Genomic DNA, 20,885 nt, shown 5'->3' on the forward strand with positions numbered 1-20,885 from the left:
GTGCGCCGGTGATGATGCCCGCCACGCGGCGCTGAGACGTCGCCGCCGGGCGTAAAAGTCTTGTTAGTCTCATGACATGGTGCGGTTAGAGCGGGGCCAGCCACGCCCTTCCTCCACGACCCGGCGGGTGGACCTTCCCGACCGCCGGCCGGCCCGCCGTGCCCCGGATGCCAGCGGTGTGGTGCTGCGGGCGGTGCTCGACCATGGCCCGGTGGCCCGCAGCAACCTGGCCCGCCTGACCGGTACGTCGGCGGCCACGGTCACCGGCGTGACCGCCACCCTGCTCGACCTCGGCCTCCTGCGTGAGGTGCCGGAGGCTGCCGGCCCGCCAGGCTTCGGCCGACCGCACGTGCCCCTCGACCTCGACACCGAGCGCGTCGCCGTACTCGGGGTGCATGTGGCCGTCCCGCAGGTCGCGGTCTCCGTCCTCGACGCGCGCGGGCGGGTGCTCGACTGCCGCCGGCTGCCCTACGACCACCCCACACCGGCCGAGGTCGTCGCGCTCGCGGGCGAGGAGATCGCCCGGCTCGTCGAGGAGTACGCCGACCGCAGCATCCTGGGGGTCGGCGTGGCCGCCGGCGGCTGGGTCGACGCGCGCGCCGGGGTGGTGGTGGACCACCCGGTGCTGAGCTGGCGCGACGCACCGCTCCGGGAGCCGTTGGCCGAGCTCACCGGCCTGCCGACGTACGTCGAGAACCACGGGCGTGCGCTGCTGCGCGCCGAGCAGCTCTTCGGCGCGCACGTGGCCCGTGCGAGGGAGAGCATCGTGCACCTGTTCGTCGGCAACGTGGTCGACGCGGCGTTCTCGATCCGGGGGCGCGTGCACCAGGGTGCCCGGTCCGCGTCGGGCACGGTGGCGCACCTGCCGGTCGACGTGGATCCGGGGGAGGCTGAGCCGTGCCGCTGCGGTCGGGTCGGCTGCCTCCAGGCGGCCGTCTCGGAGCGGGCCCTGCTGCGCGCGGCCGAGCGGCTCGGCGTCAGCGTGCCGAGTGCCGCCGTCCTCTGCGACCTGGCCCTGGCCGGCGACGAGCGCCTGGTGGAGCTCTTCGTCAGGCGGGCGCGGCTGGTCGGACATGCCGCGGCGTCGCTGCTGGACCTGGTCAATCCCGAGGTGCTGGTGGTGATGGAGTCGGGGATCCGGCGACTGCCCGCGGCGCGCGCGGCCCTGCTGGAGGAGGTGGCCCAGCGCTCGGAGATCGTCGGCGACGTCGCCGGCATCATCACGCCGACCAGCTTCGCGGATCCGTTGGCGGTCGCCGGTGGTGCGGTGGCGCTGGACCGACTCTTCGCTGCTCCGCTGGCCTCGGTGGGCGCGCTCTCGACGGCTTCGTGAGACTGACTTAATTCATTGCGGTGCAATGTTGACTAGTAAGTCGACTGGAATAGTGTAGTTAATGGATCGACGCGCGATCCACGAAGGCACACGTCCAGCAGACAAGGAACGTCATGACCGCACCTCACCGCAGTCCCCGTACGACGCTGACAGGTGTCGCGGCGCTCGTCGCCGCAGCATCGGTGCTCACCGCGTGTGGCGACGGCGGCAGCGGCAAGACGCTCGCGCTGACCGCCGCGCTGCCGCAGAAGACGCCGCAGGGCACCGAGATCCGGATCGGCGACCCGGCGATCCAGGTCGCGCTGCAGACCTCGGGCCTCGACAAGAAGCTCGCCGACGAAGGGGTCACCGTCAAGTGGGCCAACCTCAGCGGCGGTCCGCAGACGATCCAGGCCTTCCGCGCCGACCAGCTCGACTGCGGCGCGGTCGCCGACATCCCCTCGCTCTTCGCCGCCTGGACCGGCACGTCGACCAAGATCGTCTTCAACTCGGTCACCATCGACCCGCTCCAGCACCCGGTCTACCAGCTGGGCCTCGCGCCCGGGTCGGACATCACCAGCCTCGCCGACCTCAAGGGCAAGAAGATCGCCTACAGCCCCGGCCAGGCCCAGGGCGCGCTGGTGCTGCGGGTACTGCAGAAGGCGGGGCTGACCCAGAAGGACGTCAAGCTGGTCGAGATGACCAGCACCACGGCCGGTGAGTTCGCCACCGCGCTGGGCAGCAAGGCCGTCGACGTGGCCCCGCTGGGCATCGCGCAGCTGAAGGCCTACGAGGCGAAGTATCCGGGCGCGGGCGCGATCCAGACCGGCATCCGCGACGACGCCTCCACGCTCTACTGCCTCACCAAGGCGGTGCAGGACCCGGACAAGGCGGCCGCACTCAAGGACTACGTCGCGGTCCGCACCAAGGCGCTGCTGTGGGAGAACGCCCACCCCGACGCGTACGCCCAGGCCTACTACGTCGAGAACCAGGGCCTCAGCGCCGCCGACGCTGCCGCGACGGTCAAGGCGGTCGGCGAGAACGGGATCCCGCAGACCTGGGACAACGCCGTCCAGCGGCTGCAGGACACCGCTGACCTGCTGGCCAAGGACCAGGACCACAAGCACCTCGACGCGAACACCCTGGTCGACCGCCGCTTCGAGAAGATCGAGGCCCAGGCGGCCGGCTCCGACGTCGTGACAGGAGACGCCTCATGAGCATCCAGTCCGCCCTCACGCTCGGTCCGGCCCGCGGGCGCGGCCGGGGAGACGTTCCGGCCGACGCCGGCCCTGTGGAGACGGGGGCGGCGGAGCGGTCCGACGAGGATCGACGCGTCGTACGCCGCAGGCTCGGGCCGGGCCGCCGCCTCCGCGGCGCGTTCTGGATCGGCCCCGCACTGCTGCTGGCCGCATGGTCGCTCGGCTCGGTCACCGGGCTGATCAGCCCCGCCATCCTGACCGCGCCGTGGGACGTGCTCGCAGCCGGACGGACGCAGTGGACCGAGCACGACCTGCTCGACGACATCACCGCCTCGCTGCGCCGCTCGGGGTTGGGGCTCGCCCTCGGCGTCGCGGCCGGCACCGTGCTCGCGATCGCCTCCGGGCTCTCCCGGACCGGGGAGTCGCTGATCGACGGCCCGATCCAGATCAAGCGGTCGATCCCGACGCTGGCGCTGATCCCGCTCTTCATCGCGTGGTTCGGGATCGGCGAGGAGATGAAGATCGTCACGATCGGACTGATCAGCATGATCCCGATCTACGTCAACACCCACAACGCACTGCGCAGCATCGACGGCAAGTACGCCGAGCTCGCCGAGACGCTCGACGTCAGCCGGGCGCGCTTCATCAGACACGTGGTGCTGCCGGGTGCGCTGCCGGGGTTCCTGCTCGGGCTGCGGTTCGCGGTGACCTCGGCGCTGCTCGGCCTGGTCGTGGTCGAGCAGTACAACGCCACCAACGGCGTGGGGCACATGATGGCGCTCGCGGAGAACTACGGCCAGACCGACGTGATCGTGGTCGGCCTGGTGCTCTACGGCGTCTTCGGCTTCCTGGCCGACACGGGTGTCCGACTCGTCGAGAGGAAGGTGCTGGGATGGCGCCGCACGCTGGAGGGCTGACGCCCGCTGAGATCGACCCGGAGACGGGGGCGGCTGGGCCGGTTGGTTCGGTTGGGCCGGCTGGGCCGGCGGTGCGGGTGCGGAACCTGCATCGCAGCTTCAACCGCGCCGGCGGCGTACTGAACGGGCTCGACCTGGACATCGCCCCAGGTGAGTTCGTGGCGTTGATCGGCCGCTCCGGCAGCGGCAAGAGCACGCTGCTGCGCGCACTGGCCGGACTGGACCGCGACGTACGGGGTCATGGCCAGATCCAGGTGCCCGACGCGGTGTCGGTGGTCTTCCAGGACTCCCGCCTGCTGCCCTGGAAGCGAGTGCTGGACAACGTCGTCTTCGGCCTCAGGGCGGCCGACGCCAAGCAGCGCGGCCGGCAGGCGCTGGCCGAGGTCGGGCTCGCCGGCAAGGAGCGTGCCTGGCCCACCGAGCTCTCGGGCGGTCAGCAGCAGCGTGCGGCGCTGGCCAGATCGTTGGTGCACCAGCCGCAGCTGTTGCTGGCCGACGAGCCGTTCGGGGCGCTCGACGCGCTCACCCGGATCAAGATGCACGCCCTGCTGCGTCGACTGTGCGAGGTGCACCGGCCGGCCGTCCTGCTGGTCACCCACGACGTCGACGAGGCGATCATGCTCGCCGACCGGGTGATCCTGCTCGACGACGGTGTCGTCGGCACCGACCTCCGCACCGACCTCCGCACCGACCTCCGCACGGACGTGGAGGGGCGGCCGCAGGCCGACCCCGCCGAGCTGGAACAACGTCGTACCGAGCTGCGACACGTTCTGCTGGAGGCGCTCGGCGCGACCGGCGAGCACCTCGGCTCCGACTTCATCGCTCCCGGCAAGCGCCGGGCCTCCTGAAAGGACCACGATCTCGATGACACGCCAGCTGCACTTCAACCTGTTCCTGCACGACACCGGTCACCACGAGGCCTCGTGGCGACTCCCGGACGCCGATCCGTACGCCAACCTCTCGCTGGCCGCCCACCAGCACCTCGCGCGGGTCGCCGAGGCGGCGAAGTTCGACTCGGTCTTCCTCGCCGACAGCCCTGTCACCTGGGGCGACCCGGGGCGGCGGCCCTCGGGCAAGTTGGAGCCGACGGTCCTGCTGGCGGCCCTGGCGGGGTCGACCTCCCGGATCGGTCTGATCGCGACGGCGTCGACGTCGTACAACGAGCCCTATAACCTGGCGCGACGCTTCGCCTCCCTGGACCACCTCTCCGGAGGCCGCGCGGGCTGGAACATCGTGACCACCGCCGGCGATGCCGCCGCGCGCAACTTCGGCCTGGACGACCAGCCGCTGCACCGGACGCGCTACGAGCGCGCCGATGAGTTCCTGGAGGTGGCGACGAAGCTCTGGGACAGCTGGGCGGACGATGCCGTGGTGGCGGACAAGGCCGCCGGGGTGCACGCGCGGCGTGACGGGGTGGTGCCGATCGAGCATCGTGGCGTGCACTTCCGGGTGGACGGCCCGCTGAACGTGCCGCGCTCGCCGCAGGCCTACCCGCTGCTGGTGCAGGCCGGGTCCTCGGAGGACGGCAAGGAGTTCGCCGCCCGGTGGGCCGAGGCCATCTTCACCGCGCAGCCGACGCTGGAGGAGTCGCAGGCGTTCTACGCCGACGTGAAGCGTCGGGTCGTCGCAGCGGGCCGGCGGCCGGAGCACGTGCTGGTGCTGCCGGGCATCGTGCCGGTGATCGGCGAGACCGAGGCCCAGGCCCAGGAGCTCGACGCGGAGCTGGACCGGCTGATCGCGCCGCAGTATGCGCTCGGACAGCTCGCCCGCACGCTCGGCGTCTCGCCCGACCTGCTCTCCCTGGACGAGCCGCTGCCGGCGGACCTGCCGGGCGAGGACGAGATCGAGGGCGCCAAGAGCCGACGTACGCTGATCGTCGACTGGGCGCGCCGTGACGGCCTGACGGTCCGCGAGCTGATCGGTCGGCTCGGCGGAGGTCGCGGGCACCGCACGTTCACCGGTACGGCGCTGCAGGTCGCCGACACCATCCAGCACTACTTCGAGAACGGTGCCGCGGACGGCTTCAACATCATGCCCGCGGTGCTGCCGTCGGGGCTGGACGCCTTCGCCAGCCAGGTGGTGCCGATCCTGCAGGAGCGCGGGCTCTTCCGGCACGACTACGACGGGGTGACGCTGCGGGAGCACTACGGGCTGCCGCGGCCGGAGAACCGGCTGCATGGTGGGCTGTTGGCGGCTGTGTGAGGGGGGAGTAACACGATGTTGGTGGGAGTAACACGATGTTCTGGGGGAGTAGCAGCCTGTCTGGACGTGCTGCTACCTCCACCGAACATCGTGTTACTCCCGGACGCAGCCGACCGAGCTCACTCCACAGACGCCAGCACAGCCGCCCTCGCTGGCCGACGTACGGCCTCCATGATCAGCGCCGCGACCGCAGCGGCGAGTGAGGCGGCGGCCAGGAAGATCCACACCCGCTGGAACCGGTCGAGGCCGGGAACGCCCGTGCCGAGGATGCCGACCATGATCGAGGTGCCGAGAACCAGGCCGACCTGACGGCCCATGTTGACCACGCCGGAGCCGGTGGCGGTCTGGTGCGGCGGCAGTGCCGAGGTGGCGGCCGCCATCAGCTGCGGCAACGCGAACCCGACCCCGATCCCGCCGAGGACCCACGGCCCGAGCATCTCGCTGACGTAGGCGGGCTGGTCGCCGGTCACCAGGGCCTGCCAGATCCCCGACCCGGCGAAGAGGGTGGTGCCGATCGCGATCAGTACGCCGGGCGCCACCCGCGGGAGGTAGCGGGTGACCAGCAGCGAGGTGATCGGCACCAGCGCGGGACCGAGAGCGACGGCGAGCCCGGTGCGCAGCGCCGAGTAGTCCCAGTGCTCCTGCATCCACAGGATCCGGCTGAGCAGGCCGACGCCGAAGGCGACGTTGAAGACCAGCTGACTGATGTTCGCCCAGGCGAACGTCGGGACGCGGAGCAGTTCCGGGTCGATCACCGGGGCGCGGTGGTGGGTGACGAGCCAGCCGAAGACGCCGGCTCCGACGGCGGCGACGAGCCACGAGCCGAGGACGCGGCTCGAGGCCCAGCCCCAGTCGTTGCCCTGCACGATGCCGAGCACCAGCGCCGCGATCGCGACCGCCAGCACCACGCCGCCGAGGAGATCGGGTCGCGGGGCGTCCTGGTTGTGGCGTACGTCGGGGACCACGCGCAGTGCGGCCACGATCAGCACGATCCCGAGCGGGACGTTGATCCAGAACGCCGCCTGCCAGGACAGCTGCACCAGCCCGCCCCCGACGGCGGGCCCGAACGCGGCCGCCACCGCGCCGGTCATGGCGAACAGCCGCGCACCGGCCGCGCGCCGCTCCGGCGGCAGGGTGGCCAGCAGCAGGCCGAGGCTCGCGGGGGTCATCAGCGCGGCACCGACGGCCTGCACCACGCGGGCCCCGACCAGCCACCACACGCCGGGCGCGAAACCACAGGCCAGGCTGGCGGCGGTGAAGACCACGAGTCCGGTGACGAAGCCGGCCTTGCGGCCGTAGCGGTCGGTCAGGCGGCCCATCGGGACGAGCAGCGCGGCGTAGACCACGGCGTACGCGTTGAGGATCCAGCTGAGTCGGCTCAGCGAGGCGGTGCCGAAGTCGCGGCCGATCTCGTCGAAGGCGACGTTGACGATGAAGAGGTCGAGGCTGGCCAGGAAGGCAGCGCCGGTGAGGATGGCGACCACGAGCCGCTGACTTCTGGTTTCCATAGTCAGAGACACTAGTGCGCTGACTTTGGGAAACACAAGTTAGAATCGTCTGCATGACGTTGCAGCGCGCAGGCCTCCTCGCCGAGCGGACCGGCCCCTTGGGTGACCACTGCCCGATCGACCGCACCATGCAGCTGGTCGGCAACCGCACCTCGGTCCTGTTGCTCCGCGAGGCGTTCTACGGCGCCACCCGTTTCGACGACCTCGTACGCCGCGTCGGTGTCACCGAGGCCGTCGCCTCACAACGGCTGCGCGAGCTGGTCGCCGCCGGCGTCCTGGCCAAGCAGCCCTACCGCGAGCCCGGTCAGCGCACCCGCTACGAGTACGTGCTGACCGAGGCCGGCCACGAGCTGTTGCCGCTGCTGCTGGCGCTGGGGCGCTGGGGCACCCGGCACATCCCGGGGGGCGGCCCGAAGCTCACGCACGCAGGGTGCGGCGCCGCGGTCGTGGTCGAGGCGCGGTGCGCCGAGGGCCACGACGTACCCGAGGCGGAGATGCTGGTGACCGGAAGGTCTGGCACGCTCTGAGATGTGAGCGCGATTCGCCGCCTTCTGCTCGAGATCCTCGGGTGGCTCCTCATCGTCCTCGGAGTGGCCGCTCTGGTGCTGCCGGGGCCGGGTCTGCTGCTGCTGTTCCTCGGCCTGGCGCTGCTCTCACGGCAGTACGAGTGGGCGCGCCGCCGACTCGACCCGGTCCGTCTGCGGGCGCTGCGCAGCGCTGCCGACGGGGTCGCGACCTGGCCGCGGCTGATGATGTCGGTGCTTGCGGCGCTGGCGCTCGCGGCCTGCGGCGTGGTGTGGATCGTCAACCCGGCGGTGCCCGGCTGGTGGCCGGTCTCGGACCGACTGTGGCTGCTCGGCACCTGGCAGACCGGCGCGACCCTGCTCTTCTCCGCTGCGGTGGCGCTGACCCTGCTCGCGTTGAGCTACCGGCGCTTCCACAACCACCCGGAGGCACGGGCCGAGCTGGAGCATGAGCTGATCGCCGCCGACCGCGCCGACGAGGAGTAGTCCACAGCTCCGACCCGGCCCCTCGACGGACTGTCGGTGGCCGCTTGTAGGTTGCGGCTGTGGCTGTCCGGATCCATCGCGCTGCGCGCACCGACCAGCTCGCCGACGCGCTCGGCGAGCTCCTCGCGGTGCCCTCGGCCGATCCGTTCGCCACCGAGGTCGTCGTGGTGCCGGCCAAGGGGGTGGAGCGATGGCTCTCCCAGCGACTCTCCCACCGCCTCGGTGCCGCGGCGGGCCGCGCCGACGGGGTGTGTGCCGGGGTCGACTTCCGCTCACCCTGGTCACTGTTCGCGGCGCTCCGCGAGGATGACGACGACCCGTGGTCACCCGACGCGCTCATCTGGCCGTTGCTGGACGTGGTCGACGCATCCCTCGACGAGCCGTGGGCGGCGACGCTCGCACAACACCTCGGCCACGGGCTCGCCGCGGACGAGGCCGATCTGCGTCGCGGCCGACGGCTGGCCACCGCACGCAGGCTGGCTCGGCTCTTCTCCTCCTACGCTGTGCAGCGGCCGACGCTTCTCCAGGACTGGGCGGCGGGCATCGACGAGCTCCCCTCCGATCTGGCCTGGCAGCCCGAGCTGTGGCGCCGCCTGGCCGCCACGATCGGCGGCCCGACCCCGGCGCAGCGCCAGCGTGAGACGCTCGCACAGCTGGTGGCCGACCCGGGCTCGGTCGACCTGCCGGAGCGACTCTCGCTCTTCGGGCACACCCGGCTGCCTCCGACCGAGATCGAGCTGCTCGCCACGCTCGGCGAGGCGCGCGAGGTGCACCTGTGGCTGCCGCATCCCTCGGCCGTGCTGTGGGACGCGCTGGCCGATCTCCGCGGGCCGGTGCCGCGGCGCGAGGACCGCTCCGTGGAGCGGGTCGGACATCCGCTGCTGGCCACGCTCGGCCGGGACACCCGCGAGCTCCAGCGTGCCTTGAGCACGATCGCCCACCTCGATGGCGCCAGCACGGAGGAGCGCGCCCCGATCGCCACGGACACGCCTGCGACGCTGCTGGGCTGGCTGCAGCGCGACCTGCGGGCCAACGCGGTCGGTGCGGCCTCTGAGCGGGTGCTGACCGTGGCGGACCGCTCGGTCCAGGTGCATGCCTGCCACGGCCCTGCCCGTCAGGTCGAGGTGCTGCGTGAGGTGCTGCTCGGGTTGCTCACCGACGACCCGAGCCTCGAACCGCGCGACGTGCTGGTGATGTGCCCCGACGTGGAGACCTATGCCCCGCTGATCGAGGCGGCCTTCGGTCTCGCCGAGGTGGTCGGGGAGCAGGGCCACCCTGCTCATCGACTGCGGGTCCGGCTGGCCGACCGTGCCCTCGACCGCACCAACCCGCTGCTCGACCTGGCTGCCCGGCTCCTCGACCTGGCCGGCGGCCGCGCCGGCGTCGGTGAGGTGCTCGATCTCGCCCACCTGGAGCCGGTTCGACGACGGTTCCGGTTCCGCGAGGACGACCTGCAGCAGCTCACCGACTGGGCCCGTGAGGCGGGGGTGCGGTGGGGGTTCGATGCCGCCCACCGCGCCGAGTTCGGGCTCGACGCCTATGTCGCCAACACCTGGGAGTTCGGCCTCGACCGGCTGCTGGCAGGCGTCACGATGTCCGAGGATGCCGGCGCCTGGCTCGACAAGACGCTGCCGCTCGATGATGTCGGGAGCGGCGACGTCGACCTGGTCGGCCGGCTCGCGGAGTTCGTCGACCGGGTGCGCGCCGTGACCGACAGGCTCGTCGGGACGCATCCGCTCGAGCACTGGCTCGAGGCGCTCGCCGACGGCGTGACGTCGCTCGCCGACGTGCCGACGAGTGAGACGTGGCAGAGCGGCCAGGTCCAGCGCCTGCTCGGCCAGGTCCGCGAGGCCGCCGCCGCGCGCGGCGGCGTCGCCCTGCGACTGCCCGACGTGCGCGCGCTGCTCGCCGACCGCCTGGAGGGGCGACCGACCCGGGCCAACTTCCGCACCGGCACGCTGACCGTGGCCACCCTGGTGCCGATGCGTTCGGTCCCGCACCGGGTGGTCTGCCTGCTCGGCCTCGACGACGGTGTCTTCCCGCGCGCGGGCCTCGCCGACGGCGATGACGTGCTGGCCCGCGACCCACTCACCGGCGAGCGCGACCCGCGCAGCGAGGATCGCCAGCTCTTCCTGGATGCGATCCTGGCCGCCACCGACACACTGGTGGTCACCTACTCCGGCGCCGGCGAGTATTCCGGCCAGCCCAAGCCGCCGGCGGTGCCGCTGGGCGAGCTGTTGGACGCGCTCGATGTCACCGCCGTCACGGCGAGCGGTGGCAGTGCGGCCGAGCAGGTCACGGTGCACCACCCGCTGCAGCCGTTCGATGCGCGCAACCTGGTTGCCGGCGAGCTGGTGCCTCAGGGTCCGTTCACCTTCGACCGGGCGGCGCTGGCGGGTGCGACGGCGGCGCGAGCCCAGGTCGAGGTGGCGCCGTTCCTGCCCCGCCCGCTCCCACCGGCGCCCGCCGACGACCTGGTCCTGGAGGACCTCCTGTCCTTCTGGAAGAGCCCCGTGCGCGGCTTCCTCCGCGACCGGCTCGACGTCGCGGTCCCACGTGACGAGGAGTCGCTCGACGCCGGCCTGCCGGTGGAGATCGACAGCCTCACGCAGTGGGGCGTCGGCGAGCGGTTGCTGCACGACCTGCTCGACGGGCTCGACCCCGAGAACGCGCGCCAGCACGAGTGGCGCCGCGGCGTGCTGCCGCCCGGGTTCCTCGGCTGGCGGCTGCTCGGCGAGATCCTGGAGAAGGCGACGCCCCTGGCCCGACAGGCCCTCGACTTGCGCACCCGACCGGCCCGCGCCGTCGACATCGACGTCGACCTCGGCGGCGGCCGACGTCTCCGTGGCACCGTCCCACAGGTCTACGGCGATCGCCTGGTCCCGGTCTCGTTCAGCAGGCTCGGTGCCACCCACCGGTTGCAGTCCTGGATCCAGCTGCTCGCCCTGGCCGCCTCCGACGAGGACAGCGCCTGGAGCGCCCACACGGTCGGTCGGCCGGCCAACAGCCGCTCCCGCACCCCCTTCGGCCTCTCCCAGCTCGGCCCGCTCGACCACCGCGCCGGCGGTCTGTTGCGCGATCTGGTCGCTCTGCGCGACGCCGGGCTCACCGAGCCGCTGCCGTTCCCGCTGAAGGCGTCACTCACCTACGCCCGCCAACGACGTACGCAGGCCAGCAGTGACGAGGCCGTCGACAAGGCCGGCTGGGACTGGCGCGACGGTCGTTTCCCGGGTGAGTGCAGCGACGCCGAGCAGGTTCGCGCATGGGGTGCCAAGGCGCCCCTTCCAGGACTCGGTGTCGCACCCCTCCCCGACGAGGCCTACGACGGCGAGACACATCGCTTCGGTGCGCTGGCGATGCGGGTGTGGAGCCCGCTGCTGGTGTCCGAGCAGGGGAGCTGGTGAGCCGGATGAGCTTCGACATCTGTGGCCCGCTGCCGACCGGGATCACCCTGCTGGAGGCCAGCGCCGGCACCGGCAAGACCTTCACCGTCGGCGCGCTCGTGGCTCGCTACGTCGCCGAGGGGCATGCCCGGATCGACCAGCTCCTGGTGATCACGTTCGGTCGCGCGGCCAGCCAGGAGCTCCGCGAGCGGGTGCGCGCCCAGCTGGTCGAGGCGCAGCGCGCTTTCGACTCGGACGACCCCGGTCAGAGCAGCCTGCTCGCGCACCTGCTCGACTGCGACCCTGCCGAGCGCGTCCGACGTCGGAGCCGGCTGCGCGACGCACTCGCGGACTTCGACGCAGCGACCATCGCGACGACCCACCAGTTCTGCCAGCTGGTGCTGCGCTCGCTCGGCGTGGCCGGTGACACCGATGCCGGCGCGACCTTGGTCGAATCGCTCGACGACCTGGTCGTCGAGGTGGTCGATGATCTCTACCTGGGCCGCTTCGGTCGGATGCGCGAGCGGCCGCCGTTCGGGCGCGAGGAGGCACTCGCGCTGGCTCGCAAGGTCGTCGGCGATCCGCAGGCCGTCCTGGCGCCCGCCAGCCAGGAGACCGGCACGGCGCGGGTCGACTTCGCCCTCGCCGCACGCGCCGAGGTGGAGCGACGCAAGCGCCGGCTCGGCATCCTGTCCTACGACGACCTGCTCAGCCGGCTCGCCGTCGCGCTCGAGGATCCGTCCGCCCCGGCGCGGACCCGGATGCGGGAGCGCTGGCGGATGGTGCTCGTGGACGAGTTCCAGGACACCGATCCGGTGCAGTGGCAGGTGCTCGACCGTGCCTTCGCCGCGGACGGCGACGGCCGCGCGATGGTCCTCATCGGTGATCCGAAGCAGGCCATCTATGCCTTCCGCGGCGGTGACGTCGCCACCTACCTGGCGGCGGCCGGGTCCGCGACCGCGAAGGCCACCCTTGGCACCAACTGGCGCAGCGATGCGGCGCTGCTCACCCGGTTGCAGACGGTGCTCGGCGGCGCGGCGCTGGGAGATCCCGAGATCGTCGTACATCCGGTGCAGGCGCACCACGGCGCATCGCGCCTGGAGGGTGCGCCACACCCGTCGCCCTTCCGGCTGCGGCGAGTGCCGCGGCAGGGCTTCCGGTTACGACGTGGCCTGATCGCCGCAGCCGAGGCCCGCGAGCACATCGCCCAGGACCTGGCCGGCGACGTCGCCGCCCTGCTCGCCGCCAAGGCCACGTGGTGCGGCGAGCGGGTCCGGGCCGGGCACGTCGCGGTCCTGGTGGCGACCCGCGACCAGGGCGCCCTGGTCCAGGGGGCGCTCCACCGGCGTGGCATCCCGGCGGTGCTGCAGGGCGGTGGCGACGTCTTCCTCACCCCGGCCGGCGAGGACTGGCTGGCGCTGTTGACCGCGCTGGAGTCACCGCATCGCTCCGGATTGGTCCGGGCGGCGGCGCTGACCTGCTTCCTCGGCTACGACGTGGTGGCCCTCGACGCCGGCGGCGAGGAGCTGACCGCCACCATCGCCGACACCCTGCGCGGCTGGGCGCTGCTGCTGCGCGGTCGGGGCGTCGCGGCACTGCTGGAAGCCGCGGAGGAGCGCGGCCTCACCGCTCGCGTGCTCGGTCGGGTCGACGGCGAGCGGCTGCTCACCGACGTCCGTCACCTCGGCCAGCTGCTGCACGACACCGCGCTGCGCGAGCGGCTCGGGCTGACCGCGCTGCTGGGCTGGTTCCGCGAGGAGCGGCGGCGGGCCTCCTCCGGCGACCGTCCCCGCCGGCTGGACTCCGACGCCGCGGCGGTGCAGATCGTCACGATCCACGCCAGCAAGGGCCTTGAGTATCCCGTCGTCTACCTGCCCTTCGCCTACCAGCGCTTCGAGCACGACGTGGATGTCGCGCTGTTCCACGATGCTCGTGGTCAGCGCACGCTCGACGTCACCGGCGGGCACGTCCGCGAGCATCTCGCCGAGGAGTCCGGCGAGGATCTGCGCCGCCTCTACGTCGCCGCCACCCGCGCCCAGTCCCAGCTGGTCGCCTGGTGGGCGCCGACCGCCAACACCGGCATTGGCGGACTGCATCGGATGCTGTTCGGGCGCCAGCCCGGCACCCTCGACGTGCCTGCGCAGCAGCAGGTCGGCGACGACGAGTACGCCGCTCGCATCCTCGGTCTGATCGATGAGCTCGGCGGACCGACCGCGGAGGTCTCCGAGGTCTCTGCCGCCAGCCCACTCCGCGACGACGACCTCGCGGCCGCGCTCTCGGTGCGCACTTTTGACCGCCGGGTCGACGCGGACTGGCGACGCACCTCCTACTCCGCGCTGATCCGGGTCGAGGAGGGGGCGCACGTGACCTCTGAGCCCGAGGAGACCGGCACTGACGACGAGCCGACGGCGGTGCCGGAGGAGGCTCCGCAGGCCAGCGACGAGCACGCGCTGGTCTCTCCGATGGCCGAGCTGCCGGCGGGTGCGACCTTCGGAACGCTGGTGCATGCGGTCCTGGAGCACGCCGATCCCCAGGCGAGCGACCTGGAGGCCGAGCTGCTTCGCCACGTCACCGAGCAACTGCGCTACGCGCCGGTCGACGCCGAGCCCGGCGAGCTCGCTGCGGCGCTGGTGCCGCTGCACCACACCCCGCTCGGCCCGCTCGCACCGGGATTGACGCTCGCCGACATCGAACTGAAGGACAGGCTGCGCGAGCTCGACTTCGAGCTTCCGCTGGCAGGCGGCGACCGCCGCGACGGCGGCGCCCCCGAGGTGCTGCTGCGCGACGTCGCTCCGCTGCTGCGTGCTCACCTGCCGGTCGACGACCCGCTGGTCTCCTACGCCGAGCGGCTCGAGACTCCGCTGCTGGGTGACCAGCCCCTGCGCGGCTACCTCTCCGGCTCGGTCGACGCGGTGCTGCGCCTGCCCGCCGAGACGCCTCGTTCCTCGGCTTCGCCGGGACCACCAGGCGGCCGGTTCCTCATCGTCGACTACAAGACCAACTTCCTCGGCACAGCCGCCGCCGACTACACCGACCTCGCCGAGGCGATGCTGCACTCGCACTATCCGCTGCAGGCGTTGCTCTACGCGGTGGTCGTCCACCGCTACCTGCGCTGGCGGCTGTCCGCCTACGACCCGGAGCAGCACCTCGGCGGCGTGCTCTATCTCTACCTGCGCGGGATGAGCGGGCCGGAGACACCGCTCGTCGACGGTCACCCCGCCGGCGTCTTCTCCTGGCAGCCGCCCGCTGCACTCGTGCTAGCCCTCTCCGACCTGCTCGACGGCGCACTCGATGACGCACGTGCAAGCGGCAGCGCAGCAGGAGGCGTCCGATGATCGAGCGCTGGACCGACGAGAGCACCGACGCGGCCGACTCCCGGTTCGCGCGCTCCGCCAACGGCATTCTGGCGGCGTTCAACACCGCGGGGATCCTGACCGCGGCCGACGTCCATGTCGCGGCGCGGACCGCGGTGCTGGTGGGCGGGGTCGACGAGGAGACGCAGCTGGCCGTCGCCCTCGCCGTACGTGCTGCGCGGTCGGGGTCGGTCTGTGTCGACCTCGCGGACCTCACGACCGCCGAGCCAGGTCTTGCCTGGCCGGCCGCCGGCTGGCTGCAGCGGGTGGCTGCGAGCCCGTTGGCCGCGGCGTCGGTGCTGCGCGTCGAGGACGACCTGCTCTACCTGGACCGCTACTGGCGCGAGGAGGGCCAGGTCCGCGACGACCTGCTCGCCCGGGAGACGCTCCCACCACCGTCGCCCGATGCCACCTCCTTGGGTGAGCGTGCGGAGCGGCTCTTCCCCGGCCAGGGATACGCCGAGCAGCGGGCCGCCGCTCTGGCCGCGGCCCGGCAGTGGACCACGGTGCTGACCGGCGGCCCCGGCACCGGCAAGACCACCACCGTCGCGGGCCTCTTGGCGCTCATCGCCGCCGAGTCCGAGACGCCGCTGCGGATCGCGCTGACAGCACCGACCGGCAAGGCCGCCGCTCGGTTGCAGGAGGCGGTGGCCGAGGCACAGCGCGAGCAGCGCTTCACCGATGACGACCGCGCCCGCCTCGCCGGCCTGACCGCGTCGACCATGCATCGGCTGCTGGGCTGGCGCCCGGGGTCCTCGACCCGGTTCGCCCACCACCGCGGCAACCGGCTGCCACACGACGTGATCGTGGTCGACGAGACCTCGATGGTCTCGCTGACGATGATGGCCCGACTGCTGGAGGCCGTCCGGCCCGACACCCGGCTGATCCTGGTCGGCGATCCGGACCAGCTCGCCTCGGTCGAGGCCGGCGCGGTGCTTGCCGACCTGGTCGCCGGCCTCGCCGACCGCGGGTCCGACGCGGTGACAGGCCTGCGGACCACCCACCGGTTCGGGGAGGGCATCGGTGACCTGGCCCAGGCGCTGCGCGACGGCGACCCGGATCGGGTGCTCGCCCTGCTCGACGGCGGCTCCCCGCGGCTGCACCTGATCGATCCGGGCGACGAGGCCGCGATGGCGGCGCTGAGGGGCCGGCTGAGCGACCATGCCGCCGAGCTGCGCCGACTCGCCCTCGACGGGGACGCGGCAGGCGCGCTCGCCACGGCCGACCACCACCGTCTGCTCTGCGCCCACCGTGACGGCCCCTGGGGCGCTCTGTACTGGAACCGGCAGGTCGACCGCGCGCTCTCCGACCGGGCCGGCACCTGGTTGGGGGACTGGTACGCCGGACGGCCCGTCCTCGTCACCGCCAACGACTACAGCGTCGGGCTCTTCAACGGCGACACCGGCGTCACGATCGCTGGCTCCGACGGCGCGCTGCGGGTGCACATCGCCGGCGGCGACAGCTACGCCCCCTCACGCCTCGGCGACGTCGAGACCTTGCACGCGATGACGGTGCACAAGAGCCAGGGCAGCCAGGCCCGCGAGATCAGCGTCCTCCTGCCGCCCGCGGACTCGCCGCTGCTCACCCGCGAGCTCTTCTACACCGCCGTCACCCGTGCCCAGGAGCACGTCACCGTGATCGGCAGCCGGGAGTCGGTGATCGCGGCCGTCACGCATCGTGCCCAGCGAGCCACCGGCCTGCGCCGGCGGCTGAGTGAGCGGTGACCAAGTCGTGGCAACGCCGACGCAGTGGCACATCGCCAGGTTAGGGTCGAGGAATGCCGTATCTGCTCCGTGTGCAACTGCCCGACGTACCGGGATCGCTCGGTCGTCTGGCAACGGCCATCGGTGAGGCCGGCGGCGACATCGAGGCCCTGGAGATCGTGGAGAAGAACCACGACGGCACGGCCGTCGATGATGTTCTGCTCGAGATGGCTCCCGGCGCCATGCCCGACTCGGTGGTCTCCGCCTGCACCGCGCTGGATGACGTGCACGTGATCTGGATCAGTCGCTACGCCGCCGGTGGGAACCTCTTCCTCGACCTCGAGGCCGTCGAGGATCTCACCGAGGCGCCGTCCGAGGCGCTGAACCGGCTGGTCGAGGTGCTGCCCCTGACCTTCCGCGCCGACTGGGCGGTGCGCGTCCACAGGGTCTCGGGGCACGGCAGAGCGACCTCGGGTGCGCCCGACGACCTGCCGTTCGTGGAGATCGAGCGGGCAGCGCGGCTCGACGTCGCCGATGACGACGAGAGCGTCTACGCGGGCGCCCGCATCGACGGCAACGAGATCGTGGTGATCGGCCGCCGCGGCGGTCCCGACTTCCTCGACTCCGAGCTGGCTCGCCTCGGCCACCTGGTCAGCCTGGCCGCCTCGATAGCGCGGGACTGACCTCCGCACACCTGCTCAGGTCGACGCCACCGCAGCCGATCGGGGCGTCATGAGCATTCCCGCGCTCGGGGGAGGCGCCAACCAGGCGCTTCAGCGCGCCCTCATGGACGCCGCGGAGCGTGCCCTGGCCGACGAGCTCGGCCTCATCGACGGTGAGGACCCCGCGGCGGGCACGGCCGGTGCGGCGACGTCGCCCGCGAGCAGGTCCGTACGCCGCAGGGCCGCGGGCAGCCCGTCGGGGGCCGGCGCGCAGTCCTCCGACGAGGCGATCGTGGTCGAGCTTGGCGAGTCCGGCCAGGCAGACCGGCTCGAGGTCGCGGGTGGCTGGATCACCACGTCGAAGCGCGGGCCGTTGGAGACCAAGGACGCGGAGGCGAAGCGCTTCAGCGGCGAGGACGTGAAGAGCGGCGAGGACGCCCCGTCGGCAACGGGCACGCCGACCACCTCGGCCAATGCGGGGACCGCCGGAGCACAAGCCGGCCGCCCTGCCGCGGGCCAAACGGGCATCCCGGGCCAGCCTGGCCAAGCCATAGCCGGCCAGCCCGACGCGCCGTCGGAGGAGCCCCTCGGCCAGCTGCCGGGCCTACCCGGACAGGCGGGCAATTCGGGGTCGCCCGCGCAACTCGGCACCCAACCCGGCGCACCCGGCGCCCAGCCCGGCGCCCAAACGGGCGTACCCGGCGAGGCCGCTGACCCGGAGGCCGCAGCATCTCGTACGTCGGGCAGCTCGTCGGCCGACCCATCGGCGGAGCAGCCGGCGGAGGGCGTCCCGCTGGATCGGCTCATCGTCGTGCTGAAGAAGACCGGGATCGGCTTCCGCGACGCCTACCAGGTGCTGCGCGAGATCCATGTCGGCGAGCCGCTGCCGCCGCGGGCACAGCTGCAGGCGCGCTGGGCGGCGGCGGATCCGGCCGCGTGGGAGGACCGCGCCCGCGAGCGCGCGCAGGCGACGGGTCAGCAGCAGCCGCGACCGGCCGACACCGATCTGCGCGAGACGCCGGTGGACGACCTGATCCGCGACCGCACCTGGCACCATGCGAACGCTGCCGACGGCGCCGATACCGAGACCCGCGCCGGATCAGCAGGGACAAGCGCTGCCGAGCGGGGCGAGCGTGCCGACCGGCCCACCTTGCAGACCATCACCCGCCAGGACGCGGGCAACCAGGCCTACGTGGCAGGGCTGAGCACGGCGGAGTTCCAGCGGCTCATCACCGTGCTGGGGCGCAGCGCGCCGGAGTGGTTCTGGGACCTGCGCGGCCATGGTGGCCTGCGTGGCCTGGCCGAGCGCCCCATCATCGCCAGGCTCAACACCACCCGGATCGCGGGCACCCGGCTCGGCGCCTGGATCCTCGCCCTGCTGGCTACGGCGATGCTCTGGTACATCGGCCTGCACACCAACGTCTGGTGGTGACGGCGTAGGCGCTTCGCGCCTGGCTCCCGTGCCGGCCCTGGCGACAGCCGGCACGGAAGGCCTCGGCTCAGATCCGCTCGAGCAGGAACAGCGGGATGGTGCGTCCTGTCGCCTCGGCCCGCGGCTTGTACTCGACGTACGGCTCGTAGACCTCGGTCGCCCGCTGCCACCACTCGTCGTACTCGGTCTGGTCCTCGATCACCCGTGCGCGGTAGAGCGCCGGCTCGGGGCCGTCCTGCAGCTGGACGACCGGGTTGGCGAGGAAGTTGTGGTACCAGACCGGGTGCTCGGGGGCGCCGCCCTTGGACGCCACCGCGAGGTAGGCGCCGTCGTGCTCGACCCGCATCACCGGGTTCTTGCGCAGCTTGCCGCTCTTGGCGCCCTGGGAGGTGATGACGACGATCGGCCAGTCCTTGCGGTCCTGGAGGTACCAACCCTCCTTGCCTGCGGTCGACTCGTAGAGCTCCACCTGGTTGCGGACCCAGTCGGCGGGACTGGGCTGGTACTCACCCTCAAGAAGATCAGTCATGTCTTCCACAGTGCCCACCCGCGCCCGGTTATTCCACACGGCCGCCCGATAGCCTGCCCGGCATGAGCGCGATCGACGGAGTGAGTGACACCTTCGACCCGACCCAGTGGGACCAGGTGCCGGGGTTCGAGGGGCTGACCGACCTGACCTACCACCGCGCCAAGGCGCACGGCACGGTCCGGATCGCCTTCGACCGGCCCGACGTGCTCAACGCCTTCCGGCCGCACACGGTCGACGAGCTCCTCCGCACCCTCGAGCACGCGCGTACGTCGGCGGACGTCGGCTGCGTGATCCTGACGGGCAACGGCCCGAGCCCGAAGAACGGCAAGCACTCCTTCTGCACCGGCGGCGACCAGCGCATCCGGGGTCGTGCGGGCTACCAGTACGAGGAGGAGGGCTCGACGTACGACGCCGGGGCGACCGGCGCCGCCGTGCCGAGCCCGATCGACAAGGCCAGGCTCGCCCGGCTGCACATCCTGGAGTGCCAGCGGTTGATCCGGTTCATGCCGAAGGTCGTCCTCTGCGTGGTGCCCGGCTGGGCCGCCGGCGGCGGGCACTCGCTGCACGTCGTGGCCGACCTGACGCTGGCGTCGCTGGAGCACGCCCGGTTCAAGCAGACCGACGCCGACGTCGGCTCCTTCGACGGCGGCTACGGCTCGGCGTACCTCGCCCGCCAGGTGGGGCAGAAGTTCGCCCGCGAGATCTTCTTCCTCGCCGAGGAGTACTCCGCCGAGGACGGCGTCCGGATGGGCACCGTCAACCGCGCCGTCCCGCACGCCGAGCTGGAGGCGACGGCCCTGGAGTGGGGCCGGACGATCAACGGCAAGTCACCCACCGCTCAGCGGATGCTCAAGTACGCCTTCAACCTGCTCGACGACGGCCTTGTCGGCCAGCAGATGTTCGCCGGCGAGACCACCCGGCTGGCCTACATGACCGACGAGGCCCAGGAGGGGCGCGACCAGTTCCTGGAGAAGCGGGAGCCGGACTGGTCGCCGTACCCCTGGTACTACTGAATCAGCCTGTTTCCGCAGGTCAGAGGCCTAGGCGCTCTAGCTCGCGAATGCCACGACTCCACCGTTCGAGTCCCGGCCACATCCGAGAGCCGAGCGGATCTGCCGCGACCGCACAGCCTTGGGAGAAGAACCTGCGCTGCTCGAATATCTCGGCGCGGACGGACCAGAAAGAAACCTAGGGTGCGCATGTGCGCGCCTTCCAGGTCCGGGTGCTGCTGGGCTTCGACGTCCTCAGCAGCACCCGGTTGATGAGGCCCAGTAGGCCGGCAGTAGCCGCACCGTCTGCGCCACCAAGCACCGCCGGTCCGCTTCCAACGACCGCCGGGCCCGCCTGGACATCGTATTTGATGCCGTTCGGATCGCGAACCGCGACCACGAACGGGCGGTCAGAATCCGCTGGCTCCGTCACGGACAGAACGTAACCCGTGCGGACGGACCAGACAGCCGACACCAATGGCACCCCTCACACGTGTTGGCGCCCTGGGGAAGACACCTTCGAGCATCTTCGCTGAGGATCTCTTGAGGAACTGATGCCCGCTCTTCGCACGTACGTATATTCGCCGCCAGTCGTGCGCTGGGTGACAGCCGCTCGTGGGTCAGCGTCACGACGACCGCGTTGCCTGCATCCCGTTTGTGAATGCGCCTTCGACCTCGAACAGGTG

At 72.1% G+C, this 20,885-nt stretch carries 15 protein-coding genes; 13 read left to right on the forward strand and 2 right to left on the reverse strand.

Annotated elements, in window-relative coordinates; translation table 11 throughout:
• Positions 1 to 127: 127 nt before the first annotated feature.
• The 5 genes from H036_RS0107740 (at position 128) to H036_RS0107760 (ending at position 5,630) form a co-directional block, all read left to right on the forward strand.
• The gene (locus H036_RS0107740; protein WP_017934213.1) at positions 128 to 1,333 is read left to right on the forward strand and encodes an ROK family protein; all 1,206 of its coding nucleotides are present in this window, start codon (positions 128 to 130) and stop codon (positions 1,331 to 1,333) included.
• 113 nt (positions 1,334 to 1,446) lie between these two features.
• Entirely contained in the window at positions 1,447 to 2,529 is a 1,083-nt protein-coding gene (locus H036_RS0107745; protein WP_017934214.1) for an ABC transporter substrate-binding protein, read from the forward strand.
• Complete coding sequence (locus H036_RS0107750; protein ID WP_017934215.1) at positions 2,526 to 3,428, forward strand: ABC transporter permease; 903 nt, start codon at positions 2,526 to 2,528, stop codon at positions 3,426 to 3,428. The genes H036_RS0107745 and H036_RS0107750 overlap by 4 nt, the downstream gene beginning before the upstream one ends.
• A gap of 77 nt (positions 3,429 to 3,505) precedes the next feature.
• Positions 3,506 to 4,276 (forward strand): ABC transporter ATP-binding protein, encoded by a 771-nt coding sequence (locus H036_RS22135; protein WP_232421832.1) that lies wholly within the window; start codon positions 3,506 to 3,508, stop codon positions 4,274 to 4,276.
• A 16-nt stretch (positions 4,277 to 4,292) separates the two neighbouring features.
• Entirely contained in the window at positions 4,293 to 5,630 is a 1,338-nt protein-coding gene (locus H036_RS0107760) for an LLM class flavin-dependent oxidoreductase (RefSeq protein WP_017934217.1), read from the forward strand.
• Positions 5,631 to 5,749: 119 nt separating this feature from the next.
• Here H036_RS0107760 and H036_RS0107765 read toward each other — a convergent pair whose 3' ends face one another.
• Complete coding sequence (locus tag H036_RS0107765) at positions 5,750 to 7,138, reverse strand: MFS transporter (protein ID WP_051068635.1); 1,389 nt, start codon at positions 7,136 to 7,138, stop codon at positions 5,750 to 5,752.
• A 53-nt stretch (positions 7,139 to 7,191) separates the two neighbouring features.
• Here H036_RS0107765 and H036_RS0107770 point away from each other — a divergent pair, with 53 nt between their 5' ends.
• The 7 genes from H036_RS0107770 (at position 7,192) to H036_RS25130 (ending at position 18,681) form a co-directional block, all read left to right on the forward strand.
• The gene (locus tag H036_RS0107770; protein WP_017934219.1) at positions 7,192 to 7,665 is read left to right on the forward strand and encodes a winged helix-turn-helix transcriptional regulator; all 474 of its coding nucleotides are present in this window, start codon (positions 7,192 to 7,194) and stop codon (positions 7,663 to 7,665) included.
• 3 nt (positions 7,666 to 7,668) lie between these two features.
• Entirely contained in the window at positions 7,669 to 8,148 is a 480-nt protein-coding gene (locus H036_RS0107775) for a PGPGW domain-containing protein (protein WP_017934220.1), read from the forward strand.
• A 59-nt stretch (positions 8,149 to 8,207) separates the two neighbouring features.
• Entirely contained in the window at positions 8,208 to 11,552 is a 3,345-nt protein-coding gene (gene recC / locus H036_RS0107780; protein WP_017934221.1) for an exodeoxyribonuclease V subunit gamma, read from the forward strand.
• Positions 11,553 to 11,557: 5 nt separating this feature from the next.
• A complete protein-coding gene (locus H036_RS0107785) occupies positions 11,558 to 14,866 on the forward strand; it encodes a UvrD-helicase domain-containing protein (protein WP_036487798.1) in 3,309 nt (1,102 codons plus the stop codon).
• Positions 14,863 to 16,608, forward strand: a complete 1,746-nt coding sequence (recD, locus tag H036_RS0107790; RefSeq protein ID WP_017934223.1) for an exodeoxyribonuclease V subunit alpha — start codon at positions 14,863 to 14,865, stop codon at positions 16,606 to 16,608. The genes H036_RS0107785 and recD overlap by 4 nt, the downstream gene beginning before the upstream one ends.
• A gap of 62 nt (positions 16,609 to 16,670) precedes the next feature.
• On the forward strand, positions 16,671 to 17,270 hold the full coding sequence (locus H036_RS0107795; protein WP_442852439.1) for an amino acid-binding protein: 600 nt from the start codon (positions 16,671 to 16,673) through the stop codon (positions 17,268 to 17,270).
• 49 nt (positions 17,271 to 17,319) lie between these two features.
• Entirely contained in the window at positions 17,320 to 18,681 is a 1,362-nt protein-coding gene (locus tag H036_RS25130) for a hypothetical protein (RefSeq protein WP_026145876.1), read from the forward strand.
• Positions 18,682 to 18,748: 67 nt separating this feature from the next.
• Here the strand turns inward: H036_RS25130 and H036_RS0107805 are convergent, their stop codons facing one another.
• Positions 18,749 to 19,210, reverse strand: a complete 462-nt coding sequence (locus tag H036_RS0107805) for a nitroreductase family deazaflavin-dependent oxidoreductase (RefSeq protein WP_017934225.1) — start codon at positions 19,208 to 19,210, stop codon at positions 18,749 to 18,751.
• A gap of 62 nt (positions 19,211 to 19,272) precedes the next feature.
• Here H036_RS0107805 and H036_RS0107810 point away from each other — a divergent pair, with 62 nt between their 5' ends.
• Positions 19,273 to 20,223 carry a 1,4-dihydroxy-2-naphthoyl-CoA synthase gene (locus H036_RS0107810; RefSeq protein ID WP_017934226.1) on the forward strand — a complete coding sequence of 317 codons (951 nt, stop codon included), beginning with the start codon at positions 19,273 to 19,275 and terminating at the stop codon, positions 20,221 to 20,223.
• Positions 20,224 to 20,885: the final 662 nt, after the last annotated feature.

The sequence above is a fragment of the Nocardioides sp. Iso805N genome (assembly GCF_000364605.1).
GTDB lineage: Bacteria > Actinomycetota > Actinomycetes > Propionibacteriales > Nocardioidaceae > Nocardioides.